The 14801-nt window shown below is 61.4% G+C and carries 11 protein-coding genes; 5 read left to right on the top strand and 6 right to left on the bottom strand.

Going from position 1 to position 14801, the window contains the following annotated elements; genetic code table 11:
* Positions 1 to 12: 12 nt before the first annotated feature.
* From J1G33_RS17815 to J1G33_RS17795, 5 genes are all read right to left on the bottom strand, one after another.
* Complete coding sequence (locus J1G33_RS17815) at positions 13 to 1464, bottom strand: efflux transporter outer membrane subunit (RefSeq protein WP_223018489.1); 1452 nt, start codon at positions 1462 to 1464, stop codon at positions 13 to 15.
* Positions 1461 to 1934, bottom strand: coding sequence for a MarR family transcriptional regulator (locus J1G33_RS17810; protein WP_005789189.1), 474 nt, complete (start codon positions 1932 to 1934; stop codon positions 1461 to 1463). Before J1G33_RS17810 ends, J1G33_RS17815 begins: the two co-directional genes overlap by 4 nt.
* 189 nt (positions 1935 to 2123) lie before the next feature.
* The gene (locus tag J1G33_RS17805; RefSeq protein ID WP_223018488.1) at positions 2124 to 5810 is read right to left on the bottom strand and encodes a translocation/assembly module TamB domain-containing protein; all 3687 of its coding nucleotides are present in this window, start codon (positions 5808 to 5810) and stop codon (positions 2124 to 2126) included.
* Positions 5810 to 7537, bottom strand: coding sequence for an autotransporter assembly complex family protein (locus tag J1G33_RS17800; RefSeq protein WP_223018487.1), 1728 nt, complete (start codon positions 7535 to 7537; stop codon positions 5810 to 5812). The genes J1G33_RS17805 and J1G33_RS17800 overlap by 1 nt, the downstream gene beginning before the upstream one ends.
* A gap of 64 nt (positions 7538 to 7601) precedes the next feature.
* A complete protein-coding gene (locus J1G33_RS17795) occupies positions 7602 to 8252 on the bottom strand; it encodes a GNAT family N-acetyltransferase (RefSeq protein ID WP_005789194.1) in 651 nt (216 codons plus the stop codon).
* A gap of 168 nt (positions 8253 to 8420) precedes the next feature.
* On the opposite strand from J1G33_RS17795, the gene xthA reads away from it, so the two are divergent.
* Together xthA and J1G33_RS17785 are read left to right on the top strand one after the other, a co-directional pair.
* Positions 8421 to 9233 (top strand): exodeoxyribonuclease III, encoded by an 813-nt coding sequence (xthA, locus tag J1G33_RS17790; protein WP_032880573.1) that lies wholly within the window; start codon positions 8421 to 8423, stop codon positions 9231 to 9233.
* A 153-nt stretch (positions 9234 to 9386) separates the two neighbouring features.
* Positions 9387 to 10718, top strand: coding sequence for a phosphate ABC transporter substrate-binding/OmpA family protein (locus J1G33_RS17785; protein WP_223018486.1), 1332 nt, complete (start codon positions 9387 to 9389; stop codon positions 10716 to 10718).
* A gap of 120 nt (positions 10719 to 10838) precedes the next feature.
* Here J1G33_RS17785 and J1G33_RS17780 read toward each other — a convergent pair whose 3' ends face one another.
* Positions 10839 to 12068 carry an acyl-CoA dehydrogenase gene (locus J1G33_RS17780; RefSeq protein ID WP_103734472.1) on the bottom strand — a complete coding sequence of 410 codons (1230 nt, stop codon included), beginning with the start codon at positions 12066 to 12068 and terminating at the stop codon, positions 10839 to 10841.
* Positions 12069 to 12218: 150 nt separating this feature from the next.
* On the opposite strand from J1G33_RS17780, the gene J1G33_RS17775 reads away from it, so the two are divergent.
* From J1G33_RS17775 to J1G33_RS17765, 3 genes are all read left to right on the top strand, one after another.
* Positions 12219 to 13154 carry a LysR family transcriptional regulator gene (locus J1G33_RS17775; protein WP_032880570.1) on the top strand — a complete coding sequence of 312 codons (936 nt, stop codon included), beginning with the start codon at positions 12219 to 12221 and terminating at the stop codon, positions 13152 to 13154.
* A gap of 115 nt (positions 13155 to 13269) precedes the next feature.
* Complete coding sequence (locus J1G33_RS17770; protein WP_005789203.1) at positions 13270 to 13662, top strand: MerR family DNA-binding transcriptional regulator; 393 nt, start codon at positions 13270 to 13272, stop codon at positions 13660 to 13662.
* Positions 13663 to 13678: 16 nt separating this feature from the next.
* On the top strand, positions 13679 to 14578 hold the full coding sequence (locus tag J1G33_RS17765) for a hydroxymethylglutaryl-CoA lyase (protein ID WP_005789205.1): 900 nt from the start codon (positions 13679 to 13681) through the stop codon (positions 14576 to 14578).
* The last annotated feature ends 223 nt before the right edge of the window (positions 14579 to 14801 follow it).

Here is a 14801-nt window from a genome sequence, read left to right as displayed (position 1 = left end):
AAATACCTCAAATTATTCCGTGCGTGTGGCGGGGGTGGTCGCGGCCACGTTGCTGGCGTTGTATCCGCCGCCCAGGGCCTGCATCAGTTGAATCGACAGATCGATCTGCGCCGCCTTCAGGGTCGCCAGCTGACGCTGGGCCTGCAGCAGTTGCTGCTCGATGCTGAGCACATCCAGGTAGTTACCGATGCCCGAGCTGTAGCGTTGCACCCCGGTGTCGTAGGACTGCTGGGCGATGTCGGCGGCATGTTGCTGGGCCTGGATCTGGCGGCCGGTGTCGCGCAGCTGCGAAAGGCTGTTGCCGATATCACCCAGGGCTTGCACCAGGGTTTTGTTGTACTGGGCCACGGCCAGGTCGTAGTCGGCGTCGCGGGCGTCAAGGTCGGCGCGCAGGCGGCCGCCATCAAAAATCGGCAGCGAAATCGTCGGCGCAATATTGAAGAAACGGCTGGCCGAACCGAACATCGCATCGCCCAGCAACGACTCGGCGCCTGCGCTCGCGCTCAGGTTGAGGTTGGGGTAGAAGCGGGTTTTGCTGGCGTCGATGTTCTTGCTCGCCGCCTCCACTCGCCAGCGTGCGGCGACCAGGTCCGGGCGACGACCGAGCAGCTCGGCAGGCAACACCGCGGGCACCGCGACGGCGCTGGGTTTGAGCACCGCCGGGCGGGCCAACTCGTCGCCACGGTCCGGGCCTTTGCCGAGCAATACGGCGAGGGCGATCTTGGCGCTTTGCAGTTGTTTTTCCGCGTCGATCAGTTGCGACTGGGAGCTGGCTTCCAGGCTCTCGGTCTGCTGGTACTGGTATTCGCTGTCGATGCCGGAACTCAGGCGGCGCTTGCTCAGGTCGAGCATCTGGCGGGTGCGCTTGAGGTCATCGACGGCCAGGTCACGCACGATATGCGCCTGGCCCAGGTCGCTGTAGGCCTTGGCCACGTTGGCCGCCAGGGTCAGGCGCGCGGCCTGCTGGTCGACTTCGGCGGCGCGGGCCTGGCCCAACGCGGCTTCCCAGGCTGCGCGCTGGCCGCCCCAGAGGTCGAAGTTGTAGTTGAAGCTGGCGCCGATGTTGCGCACCGTCGAATAGGCATCGCCCTGACCACGCGGGTCCTGGTCTTTGGCCAAGCGCGAGCGGCTTACACCGGCGCTGGCATCCACGGTCGGCATACGGGCGGCGTTGGCGGCATAGGCGGCGGCTTCGGCCTGGTGGGCACGGGCGTCGGCGACTTGCATGTCGGGGCTGCTTTGCAGGGCCTCCTGGATCAGGCCGTCAAGCTGTGGGTCGCCGAGGCTTTTCCACCAGTCGGCGGCCGGCCAGGCGGCGCTCGACAGCGTCACGCCGCTTAGGGATTTGCCGGTTTGCAGGGTGTTGGCGTCGAGGCGCTGACCCTGGGTGTCGAGGCCGCTGTAATTGGCGCAACCGGCCAACGTCATCGCCGCCAGCACCAGGCTGAGTGCGCGTGTGTTCATGATCTACCTACCCGCTGGATCGTGATGGGGTCACCCGCAGCGATCAGTATCTTCTTCAGGATCCGCTCCAGGGTTTCCAACTCGCCCGGTTCAAGCGCGCCGGCCAGTTGGTTGAGGGCCTGGGCGCCGATGTGCGGGAGCATGTCCGCCAGGCGCTGGCCCTCGGCGGTCAGCACCAACTGCACCTGGCGGCGATCCAGTTCGGAGCGCTTGCGGCTGAGCAGGTCTTTTTGCTCCAGCCGGTCGAGCATCCGCGTCATCGAACCGCTGTCCAGGGACAGGTTGCGGCACAGCTCGGCCGGGGTGTCGACGCCGAACTGGGCCATGATGATCAACACCTTGAACTGAGCGGCGGTGATGCCGTGAGGTTCCATATGGGTGTCGATGATGCGGTCCTTGAGAATCGCGGCGCGGCCCAGCAACAGGCCGAGGTGGCAGTTGTGGAAGTTATCGGGGGTGAAGTGAGGCATCGAAAGTCACCTTATTACTGCCTAGGCAGTGAATGTGTGACGAGATGTTACTGCTTAGGCAGCGAATGTCAAATGGAATAATTAGGTTGCTTGGTAGTTGACCGAAGGCTGGAGTGAAATGAAAACCAATGTGGGAGGAGCAAGTCGAATCGTCGCACCGCCCCTCCCACATTTTTTACCGCGTACCGATCAGAAATCGCGTTTGTAAAAGATATCCAGGGAACTGGCTACGCCCGTAGCGACTTCCAGGTACACCTTCTTGCTCAGCAGGTAGCGCAACGCAATGGTATTAGCCGGTTCAAACACCCCGACCCCATAACGCAGGCTGAGCTTCTCGTTGATCTTGCCGCTGGCCACCACCGCGGTGCTGTTACCGGTGCCCTGGGTGTCGAGGTCGAAATCCTGGATACCCAGCTTATTGGCGATATCCGAGGTCACACCGGCGCTGCCCATCAAGCCCAGGCCCAGGGCGGCTTCGGCGAGCATGTTGTTGTCTTCGCCAGTGTTGGTGCGCGAACGGCCCAACACCAGGTACGACAGCGCATCCTCTTGAGCCATGGCCGGCTCGGAGAAAATCTGCGTGGCCGGCTGTTCGGCGCTGCCGCTCAGGCGAATACCGGCAGTCACGGTGCGGGACGATTCAACCACTACGCGCACCGCTTCGATATCCAGGAACGGCTGGTCCAGCGGCCCGGCGAACAACAGCCGCGCACGGCGCACATTGAGGCGCTGGCCGTAGGCACGGTAGCGGCCGTCGTTGAGCCACAGCTCGCCACGGGTGTCCATGTTGTCGCCGATATGCACATGGCCCTGGACCTTGGCGGTGAGGCCAAAACCGGCGAAGTTGAGCTGGTCTTCACCCACCTCCACGTCGATATCCATGGCCATCGCCATCGGCGCTTTGCCCTCTTCGGTCTGGCTGCCGATGATTACCGTGTCGTCAGAGACCTTGACCGTCGAAGGCGGCAGCTCGCGCACGGTGATATCGCCACGGGGAATGTGAACCTTGCCGGCAATCGCCAGTTTGTCGTCCTTGAGGCTGATCTTCAGGTCGGGTGCCACTTCCAGCTTGGCATAGGGTTCTACGGTGACCGGCAGTTGCGAGCCCTTCAGGCTGAGGTCGACCACCAGGGCGCGGCCCCAGTCGATCTGGCCCGTGAGGTTACCCTGCCCGGCCTTGCCGCTACGCCAGCCACCGTTGAGCTGCACGCTTTCGCCGGCGATCTGCGCCTGCAGGTTCAAGCCCTCAAGGCTGATGGGCAACTCGGGCCCGGAGACTTCACCGTTCACCAGATTCAGGTTGCCGTTGACCAGAGGCGCAAGCAAACCGCCGGAGATGCGGCCACTGCCGTTGAGCTTGCCGGTGAGCTTTTCCACCATCGGCACAAACGGCCGCGCCACGGCGAGATCCAGGCCGGTGAGGCTGAAATTGCCGGTGATCGGCTTATTGTTCGGCAGCGGATTTATCTGCGCCTGCAACAACAACTCGCCAAGCTTGCCGCCACGAAAATTCAGCTGGGTGTCGATACGCTTGGGGTTGAGGGTGGTTTCCAGCTTCAGGGTGTCGTAGGGGAAATCCAGCCACTGGCCCTTGTCACGCACGCGCAAGGTGCCGCCGCTGGCATCTACCGCCACTACGCCCTTGGGTCCGCTTTCGGGCAAATCGAGCTGTACGTCAGCATTGAGCTTGCCCTGCCAGGCGAAGTCTTTGGGCAAAAATGCCGCAAGGCTGTCGATGGGGAATTGCTTGAGGTGGTAACGCAGCTTCGGTTCGGGCATCAGGCGCTGGTCTTCGCCACACAGGCTGGCGGGCCCGGAGACCCAGCAGTGAGCACCGAAGGTCAGCTTGCCATCGGCCAGGCGCTCGATTTTCGCCGGGGCTTGCAGCCGCCAGTCCTGGCCGCCGGCTTGTACGTCACCGCTGGCCAGGCGCCCGCGCCAGTTGTTTTTATCGAAGTTGCCATCCAATGCCAGGGCCAGCTTGACCAGGGGGCCGGCCAGGTCCAGTTGGACCTTTTGGTTCTTGATATCGCCCTGGGCGCTGGCGGTCAGGTTGCCGACCTGGGTTTCGCCGGCGTAGATGCCGCTGGCCTTGAGGTCGAGCTTGGCGCGTTGGGCGCTATCGAGGCTGGCGTCGAGGTTGAGGGCTTGCAGGCGATTGTCGGCAAATGCGAGTTGCTGGCCCTTGAGGTCGAGTTTGCCTTGCGGCGCCTTCAAGGTGCCGGCCACATCGACACGCCCATTGATTTGCCCGCGCAGTTGCGGCCAGAGCTGGGCCAGGCGCGTCAGCTTGATGTCGATCTGACCGGCCAGGCGTTGTTGCAGGCTGCCACTGCCGTTGATGCGGTTGTCACCCAGGCGGATGTCCAGGTTGGCGAGGGTCCATTGTTCGCCTGCACCTTCGGCCTTGGCCGCCAGCACAGCGGTTTGCCCGCGCAGGCGGCCCTTGAGGTCGAGGTCGGCGTTGAGCTTGAGTTGTTCATTTTTGAACTCGCCTTTGCTGCGCAGCGGTCCGGCCAGGGTGCCGGGTAACTCGGCCACCCAGTACGCCGGGTTCAACGCCGACAGGTCCAGCGCGGTGTCCCAGGCAATACCGTCGGCAAATTGCAGGTTCAGGTGGCCTTCGGCCTTGCCCTGACCGGCCGTCAGTTTCAACTCGGGCAGGAAGACTTGCTTGAGGTCGCCACTGAAGGGGGTGACCACATTGAACTTACCCGCCGGGCCATCAAGGTCGGCCTTGAGGTTGCCCAGGTAATTGCCGTCCTTATAGGAGATTTCACCATTGAAGGTACGCAATGCCACTTGCGGCTCGTCGATGACGGGATAGAGGCGATGCCAGGGGAAGTCCAGCCAGTCGATTTTGGCGTCAGCACTGAAGCCTTGTTGCCAATCCAGGTTGGCACTGAGCTTGAGGCTTTGCTGGTCACCGGCATTCAGGTCCAGCCCGGCGATCTGCGCGCCCTTGGCGTCGACCTTGCCTTGCAGGAGTAAATCCACCGGGCCTTGTTCCGCTGGCAGCACGGCCTTGCCCTGCAACTGGTAGCCATCTTTCAGGTTGCCCTTGGCGCTCAAGTCCAACTGGTTGAGTTGCAAGGTGTCAGGCAGGTCGGCGCTGGGTTTGAACGCCTCGGAGGTGATGTGCAACTGCGCCGGCAGATTTTCGGCCAGGGGTTGCAGCTCGCCTTTGAGCTTGGCCGGCAGGTAGCCGCTGCTGTCGGCGTCGAGCTTGAGGGTCTTGAGCAGGTCGCCGTCGAGCTTGAGCGCGACGCTCCAGGGTGCACCGCCTGGGGCGTAGGGCAGGCTCAGGTTGCCGGTGGCATTCAGCGGCCAATCGCCGGTAGGTTGCAGCAGGCCGGCAAGGTCGAGCACCAGGTCATCGCGCTGCAAATGTACCGAGTCAATCTGCATACCAGCGGTGGTCCAGTGCGCCGCCAGTTGCAGGCCCTTGAGTTCTTCGCTGCCGTTGAACAGCAGGCTACCGATGCGAACGTCGCCCAGTTGGATGGCAACCGGCAGTTTCAGGTCGGGGAGCTGAATCGGCCCGCTGCTGCTCTCTTCGGCACTGGGGGCAAATTCCAGGCTGACCTGTTCCACGTCCAGTCGGTTGATACACAGGGTCATGCGCAACAGACAGCCGGGCGACCAGTCAAACGTCGGCGCATTCAGCTCGACGCGGCTGCCGTCCTGCTGCCACAGCAGATGATCGGCACTCCACCGCCCGCCCAGGCGGCCCTGGAAATTCTCCACGCTCAAACCTGGCACCTGGCCCAAGGCCCAGCGACTGCCCGCCTGGGTGCCAAGCACTGACCACAGCGCCAACAACAGCAACACGAGGATGGCGACCAGCACCAGCCCCGCTATCTTCAAACCACGCATCACAGCTCAGGCCCCATGGAAAAGTGCAAGCGAACGCCGCCCGGATCTTCGAGGGCATGGGCCAGGTCGAGGCGGATCGGCCCCACCGGCGACACCCAGCGCACGCCGACGCCGATGCCGGTTTTCAGGCTCGGCAGGTCCAGGTTGTTGAACGAGTTACCCTGGTCGATGAAGGTCGCGATCCGCCATTTATCGGTGATGGAGTATTGATACTCGGCACTCAAGGCCACCATGTAGCGACCACCGATACGGTCGCCACGATCGTTCTCGGGCGACAGGGTCTGGTACTCGTAGCCGCGCACGCTCTGGTCGCCACCGGCAAAGAAGCGCAACGACGGCGGCACGGATTTGTAGCCGTTGGTGGCACTGCCGCCAAATTGTGCGCGCCCCAGAAAACGGTGGTTGTCCCACAAGGTGGTCAGGCCCTTGATCGTGGCCGTGCCGTAAAGCAGGTTGGTGTCAGACCCCAGGCCCTCTTTGGCGACCTTGGTGTCGAACATCAGGCGATAGCCATGGTGCGGGTCGATACGGTTGTCGCTGCGCAGGTAGGAATAACTAACCCCCGGCATCAACAGGTTACTCAGCCCCGAGTCATTGCCCAGGCGGTATTCCTCACGCTGGTACTTGAGGGAAATCACCCGCGTCCAGCCGCTGGGCAACTTGCTGTGCCATTCGGGACCGACGGTAAGCAGCTTGCTCAAGGTGTCGGTGTTGGCGATCTCTTCATTCTGATAGCCGCCGGCAAAACGCAATTTGTCGGTAAGCGGCGGGTCCAGCGGGATGTCATACCACAGGCCGACGTTCTGCCGCGGTGCCGACAATTCGGCTTCCCAACCGTAGCTGTGGCCCTGGGGGTTGACCCAATGCCGCGTCCAGTTGGCTTTGCCCCGTGGGCCGACGTCGGTGGAGTAACCCAGGCCGAGGCCCATGGTGCGGGGCTTGCGGGTTTCCAATTGTACAGCGACCGGGATCACGTCATCAGTCGCGGCGGTGGGGCTGGCGTCCACGCGCACGCCTTCGAAGAAGCCGCTGGCTTGCAGGTTCTGGTTGAGTTCGGCGACCAGCTCGGAGTCGTACGGCGTGCCACTGTCAAAGGGCACCATGCGTTGCAACAGTTCTTCATCAAACGGCGTGTCGCCGCTGAAGCTGACCTTGCCCATGCTGTAGCGCGGGCCGCTGTCGTAAATGAGTTCGATGTCGGCCACGCCCGCTTGAGGGTCAACCGCGAGCTTCTGGCTAGTGAAGCGCCCGCTGAAAAAGCCGTAGCGTGACGCCTGGTTCTGGATCAGGCGCTTGGCGTCTTCGTAATGACCGTGATTGAGCACGGCGCCGGGTTTGAGGTCGTCGCTGGCGGGTACGCGAAAGGCCTTGAGGCTCGCGGCCTGGCCATCGACCCGAATGGTCACGTCGCGCAAATGCACCGGTTCGCCGGGATCGATGGTGAGGGTCAGGCGCGGATTCTTGCCGCCCTTCACCTCGCTGGCGATCTGTGGCTGATAGAAGCCCAGTGCCTGCGCGGCTTTGCGCGCCTGCTCCTCGGCGCCACGGCTGAACCGCAGCAAGGCTTCTTCGTCACGATCGCCAACCCCGCCGATATAGCCTTCGATGTTGGCTTTCAGCGCGTCGTTTGAGGGTTTGATCCGCACGTCCAGTTCACTTTGCGCCAATGCGCCGCAGCTTGTGAACAGCAGAATCAAGCCGCTGGTAAATCTTCCTGGATACTTCATAGGCGCGGATGCTACACGAGCTAGGGAGGGACTTTGAACTCGGATTTGTCTGAATAATTCTGTCCTAAGACGTTGCAGGATGTAACGCCTGGGGATTGGGATGGAAAAACACATGCTCCAGCACCGGCCCTACGGCGACTTCACCGATCTCCTCATAGCCTTGGCGCTTGTAGAAATCCAGGTAACGGGAGTTGCCGGTGTCGAGCACCACGCCTGAGGAGTGCGGATCGTCGGCGCACCAGTTGTGCACGGCTTCAAGCAGTTGCTCACCATGATGCTGGCCCTGGAACTGCGGGTGAATGCCCAGCAACGGCAGCACATGCACGGCCTCGCTGGGCAGGCACGCCAGGACTGCCTGATGGTATTCCAGGTAACGCCGGGTACCGCGCACGCCGGTACTCAGCCACATGCGGATCTGCCAGGCCCAGCTCTCGGTGATGCCCAGGCGTCGTTGCGGCGGCGCAATCAGGGCGATACCGATCAGCCGGTCGTTGACGAACAGGCCGATGGCGGGAAGCTTCTGAAAAAAGTGCTGTTTGACCAATTCGCGCACGGTGGCGCGCACCCGTTGTTCATAACCCGGCCGTTCGGCTTCGAAGATATAGGCGAAGGTCGGTTCATGGCGATACGCCTGGTAAAGCAGGGATCGCGCTTCACGGGAATAACCGCTATTGAGCAGGCGGATTTCGGCAGTGGCCGTCGAAGTGTCTGGCATAACAGTCAATCTCCCTGGGCGCCACTCAAACATGGCGTTCTTATGGGTACGAACCTGTGCAGCTCCAGTCGTTCCCAGACATTAGCAGCGCATTCACCCTGCCGCCACGCTGGCCCCCGTCCGACTTGTCGGCTAGCATCGCCCTTTTGCCAGACTGGACTGCCGACCATGAAAATCGTCTCCTTCAATATCAACGGGCTGCGTGCTCGCCCTCATCAGCTGGCGGCGCTGATTGAAAAGCATCAACCTGACGTGATCGGCCTGCAGGAAACCAAGGTTCACGATGATCAGTTCCCGCTGGCCGAAGTGCAGGCTTTGGGTTATCACGTGTACTACCACGGGCAGAAAGGCCACTACGGCGTGGCCCTGCTCTCGCGCCAGCCGGCCTTGAGCCTGCACAAAGGTTTTGCCAGCGATGAAGAAGACGCCCAGCGTCGTTTTATCTGGGGCACCTTCGCCGATGAAAACGGCCACCCGGTGACCATCATGAACGGCTACTTCCCCCAGGGCGAAAGCCGCGATCACCCCACCAAGTTCCCGGCCAAGCAGCGCTTCTATGAAGACTTGCAGCACCTGCTGGAAAGCCAGTTCAGCAATGACCAGGCGCTGGTGGTGATGGGCGACGTGAACATTTCCCCGCAAGACTGCGACATCGGTATCGGCGCCGATAACGCCAAGCGCTGGCTGAAAACCGGCAAGTGCAGCTTCCTGCCGGAGGAGCGCGAGTGGATGGAGCGCCTGAAGAACTGGGGCCTGGTGGACAGCTTCCGCCACCTCAACCCGGACGTGACCGACCGTTTCAGCTGGTTCGACTATCGCAGCCGTGGGTTTGAGGATGAGCCCAAGCGCGGGCTGCGCATTGACGTGATCATGGCGTCCACCGGGCTGGTGCCACGGGTCAAGGATGCCGGGGTGGATTACGATTTGCGTGGCTTGGAGAAGCCGTCGGACCATGCACCGATCTGGTTGGAACTGAGCTGATAGCAAGCCTGGTGAAGATCTAAATGTGGGAGGGGCGGTGCGACGATTCGACTTGCCCCCTCCCACATTTAGCCTTGCGATGCATCAGTCACATTGCTGCAACCCAACTGACTTAATCTCGCGGCACTTCCTTTGGCTTGAGAAGGTGCCGGCATGATGCTGCGCGTTCTGTTCCTGTGTATTGCGATCGCCCTCCCCGCCGTGGCAGCCCCTCTTCCCGTCCCCGGCCAAGGTCCCGCCCTGCGCATCCAGGGCTCCAACACCATTGGCGCGGCACTCGGCCCAGCGTTGGTCATGGGTTTGATGGAGCATCAAGGCTTACGGGATGTGCGCAGCGAACCGGGCGCCGGGGCAAATGAACAGAGCGTGGTCGGCACGACGCACCAAGGCAAGACGGTGACCATCGAAGTCGCGGCCCACGGTTCCAGCACCGGCTTTGCCGCGCTGAAAAATACCCGCGCGGACCTCGCCGCCGCGTCCCGCCCGATCAAGGACGGCGAACTGGTGGACCTTGAACCTCTGGGCGACCTGAAAAGCCCCGATGCCGAACAGGTCATCGCCATTGATGGCCTGGCGATCATTGTTAACCCACGCAACCCACTCAATACTCTTGACACCGAGCAGTTGGCCCAGATCTTCAACGGCGAAGTCAGCACCTGGGAGGCGTTGGGCGGGAGTGGCGGTGCCATTCATTTATATGCCCGTGATGATCAGTCCGGCACCTACGACACCTTCAGGGAACTGGTGTTGAGCCGACGTCAGCAGCCGCTCGCGCTGTCAGCCAAACGTTTCGAATCCAGCGAACAGCTGTCCGATGCCGTCAGCCAGGATCCCCAAGGTATCGGCTTTATCGGCCTGCCCTATGTGCGTCAGGCTAAAGCAGTGGCGATTGCCGATGGTGACTCGCAACCGATGTTGCCGCTGACCAGCCTCATCGCCACCGAAGATTACCCGCTGTCGCGACGGCTGTTCTTTTATCTGCCGCCCTCCTCCCGCAATCCGTGGGCCAAGGCGTTGGTGGACTTTACCCAATCCAGTAAAGGCCAGGCGATTGTGGCGGCCAATGGGTTTATCGCCCAGCAGGTGCAGGCGATCGGCGTGACACCTCGCCCGTCAATGCCTGACGACTACCAGGCCATCGCCCGCGACGCTCAGCGCCTGACGGTAAATTTTCGCTTCGAAGAGGGTAGCGCCAGCCTCGACAACAAGGCACGCCAGGATTTGCAGCGGGTGGTGGCCTATATCAAAAGCCACGGCAAGCTGAACAAGCAGGTCACGCTGGTGGGCTTTGGCGATACCAAGAACGATCCGCAACGTGCGGCGTTGCTGTCGAAGTTACGGGCGATGGCGGTGCGCCGCGAGCTGGCAAAGAGCGGCGTGGTGCTCAAGGATATTCGCGGGTTTGGCGCGCAAATGCCGGTGGCGGCGAATACCGCGGACGAAGGTAGGATCAAGAATCGGCGGGTGGAGGTTTGGGTGTACTGAGCCTTGGAGTTTGAGGTGCTTGGACTGGCCTCATCGGGGGCAAGCCCCCTCCCACACTTGGATTTGTGAATACCGTCAAAATGTGGGAGGGGGCTTGCTCCCGATAGAGGTGACGCGGTGTTACTGCCCGCCGCGCATCAACTCACGCGGCACATACTTGCCAATCTCGAACTTGCCGATCGCCGCGCGGTGCACTTCGTCCGGGCCATCCGCCAGGCGCAGGGTACGTTGCATGGCGTACATATAGGCCAGCGGGAAATCATTGGAAACCCCGGCGCCGCCATGGATCTGGATCGCACGGTCGATCACCTTCAAGGCCACATTCGGCGCCACCACCTTGATCTGGGCGATTTCGCTTTTCGCCACTTTATTGCCCACGGTGTCCATCATGTACGCCGCTTTCAGGGTCAGCAGGCGCGCCATGTCGATTTCCATGCGTGAGTCGGCAATCTTGTCGATATTGCCGCCCAGACGGGCCAGCGGCTTGCCGAACGCGGTGCGGCTCACCGAGCGTTTGCACATCAATTCCAGGGCACGCTCAGCCATGCCGATGGAGCGCATGCAGTGGTGGATACGGCCCGGGCCAAGGCGGCCCTGGGCGATTTCGAAACCACGACCTTCCCCCAGCAAGACGTTCTCATACGGCACGCGCACGTTGTCGAACAGCACCTCGGCGTGGCCATGGGGGGCATCGTCGTATCCGAACACCGGCAACGGGCGCACGATTTTCACGCCGGGGGTGTCTACCGGCACCAGAATCATCGAGTGCTGCTGATGGCGCGGCGCATCCGGGTTGCTCAAGCCCATGAAGATCAGGATTTTGCAACGCGGGTCACAGGCGCCGGAGGTCCACCATTTCTTGCCGTTGATCACCCACTCATCGCCCTGGCGTTCGGCGCGGGCGGCCATGTTGGTGGCATCCGAAGAAGCGACATCGGGCTCGGTCATGGCGAAGGCGGAGCGAATCTCTCCCCGCAACAGTGGTTCAAGCCAGCGTTGTTTCTGCTCTTCGTTGGCGTAGCGCACCAGCACTTCCATATTGCCGGTGTCGGGAGCGGAGCAGTTGAACGGCTCCGGGCCCAATAACGAACGCCCCATGATTTCCGCGAGCGGCGCGTACTCAAGGTTAGTCAAGCCAGCGCCCAGCTCGGATTCCGGCAGGAACAGGTTCCACAAGCCCTCCGCTTTAGCCTTGGCCTTGAGCTCTTCCATGATGGCCGTGGGCTGCCAGCGATCACCTTCGCTGACTTGGCGCTCAAACACCGGCTCGGCCGGATAGACGTATGCGTCCATGAACGCAGTGACGCGCTCACGCAGTTCCTGAACCTTGGGCGAATAGGCGAAATCCATGAGCAGCTCCCTTCTTTGAGAGGTTGTTTAGGTCATGTATTCGATGCTAGAACAGCGCTGATAATTTACCTAGCCTATTCTCGGCGTGTATTAACATTCATCACCGATATATGATCGGCGCATGGACACTCACAATAAGAGCGCAACGAAATGAATTTGAGCAAGGTCGACCTCAACCTCTTCATCGTCTTTGATGCGATCTATACCGAAGCCAACCTGACCCGCGCCGGGCAGATCGTCGGCATCACCCAGCCGGCAGTGTCCAACGCCCTGGCACGTCTGCGCGAAACCTTCAACGACCCGCTGTTTGTGCGCACCGCCCAAGGCATGGTGCCCACACCGATGGCGCAGAACATCATCGGCCCGGTGCGCAATGCGCTGTCGTTGCTGCGCGTGTCGGTGCAGGAAAGCCGGATTTTCAATCCCCAGCAGGCCGCCAAGACCTACCGCATCAGCATGACCGACCTCACTGAAGCGGTGATTCTGCCGTTATTGTTCCAGCGCCTGCGCCGCCTGGCGCCGACCGTGGTGATCGAGAGTTTCCTGTCCAAGCGCCGTGAGACCACCAAGGAACTGGCCGCCGGGCGCCTGGATTTTGCCGTGGATGCGCCGCTCAACACCGACCCGCAGGTGCGCCATGTCAAATTGATGGAAGACCGCTACGTGTGCGCCATGCGCAAGGGTCACCCCATGGCAGGCAAGGACAAATTCAGCCTGGATGACTACCTGTCATTGACCCACATCCATATCTCCAGCCGTCGCAATGGCTTGGGCCATGTGGACCTGGCGCTGGGCAAAATGGGCATCCAGCGCAAGATCGCCCTGCGCTCGCAGCACTACCTGATGGCTTCGCAAGTGTTGCAGCAGACCGACATGGTCATGACCGTGCCCGAACGCTTCGCTCGTCGCCATGAACTGCACTGGTTCAACCTGCCGGTCAACGACGTGCCCCCGGTGGAAACCCACCTGTACTGGCATGAAAGCACCGACCAGGACCCGGCAAACCGCTGGATGCGTGAGCAGATGATCGAGTTGTGCCAGCAAGTCACCGCCCACGAAAAGAAGCTCGACAAACAGCAATCCTAAGGTTCAAGAATACCCATTGTGGGAGGGGGCTTGCCCCCGATGGCACGCGCAGCGCCCCTTGACGTTCACGTCAACCTGCAATTAGCTTAGCGCCAAGCCTTTCTTGAGCATCGCTATGAGCACCACCTACAGCATCTCCGACCTCGCCCGCGAGCTCGACATCACCACCCGCGCCATTCGCTTCTATGAAGAACAAGGCCTACTGGCCCCGGAACGTCGGGGCCAGGAGCGTATCTACTCGGCGCGGGACAAAGTCAGCCTCAAGCTGATCCTGCGGGGCAAGCGCATCGGCTTTTCCCTGGCCGAATGCCGCGAACTGATCGAACTCTACGACCCCAGCGGCGGCAACCAGATCCAGCTCAACAGCATGTTGGCGAAGATCGCCGAACGCCGCGAACAGTTGGAACAGCAACTGCTGGATATCGAACAAATGAAGCTGGAACTGGACACCGCCGAAGAGCGTTGCACCCAGGCCCTTGCGCACACCATGAGCCAAGCCGGCCATTAACCAGAAGGTAACTGCCATGTCCCTCCCCTCTTACGTGCGCCTGGTGGAAGTCGGCCCACGCGACGGTTTGCAGAACGAAGCCCAGCCCATCAGCGTGGCGGACAAAGTCCAGTTGGTAGACGCGTTGAGCGAAGCCGGCTTGAGCTATATCGAAGTCGGCAGTTTTGTCTCGCCAAAATGGGTGCCGCAGATGGCCGGTTCGGCTGAAGTATTCGCGCAGATCCAGCGCAAGCCCGGCGTGACCTACGGTGCACTGGCGCCGAACCTGCGCGGGTTTGAAGATGCGCTGGCGGCCGGGGTCAAGGAAGTTGCGGTGTTTGCCGCGGCGTCCGAGGCTTTTTCCCAGCGCAATATCAACTGCTCCATCAGCGAAAGCCTGGAGCGATTCGCGCCGATCATGGCCGCGGCCAAACAGCACGGCATCAGCGTGCGCGGGTATGTGTCGTGTGTGTTGGGCTGCCCTTACGAAGGCGATATCGCCCCGGAGCAAGTGGCCGCGGTCGCCCGTGAGCTGTACGCCATGGGCTGCTATGAAGTGTCCCTGGGTGACACCATCGGCACGGGCACCGCGGGCGCAACTCGGCGCCTGTTCGAAGTGGTCGGGGCGCAAGTGCCAAGGGACAAGCTGGCCGGGCATTTCCATGACACCTACGGCCAGGCCATCGCCAATATCTATGCCAGCCTGCTGGAAGGCATAAATGTATTCGACAGCTCTATCGCGGGCCTCGGCGGCTGCCCTTACGCCAAGGGCGCCAGCGGTAACGTGGCCACCGAAGACGTGTTGTACCTGCTCAACGGTTTGGGGATCGAAACGGGGATCGACCTGGAACGCTTGATTGGCGCAGGCCGGCAGATCAGCCACGTCCTTGGTCGACCTAGCGGGTCCCGTGTTGCGAAGGTGCGTAACGCCAGTTGAGTAGCACAGCTGTGACAATGTGTTACCGCACACCTGCACAACGGGTAACGCGGGAACAGAATTCGTCATGCCTAGGCAAAACTATTTGCCAGAAAAATACTAAATACATGATTTTAAACGAATTTAAAAAGTTGGCACGGCTCCTGCTATCTCTATGGCATAACAAGAATAAAAAGCGCCAAACCTAATAAAAACAAGACGAAACGACTCTGACATAACAAAA

The organism is Pseudomonas sp. P867, assembly GCF_019891455.1.
GTDB lineage: Bacteria > Pseudomonadota > Gammaproteobacteria > Pseudomonadales > Pseudomonadaceae > Aquipseudomonas > Aquipseudomonas synxantha_A.
The sequence above is the reverse complement of the archived record's forward strand: the minus strand, read 5'-3'. Positions and strand labels throughout refer to the sequence as shown.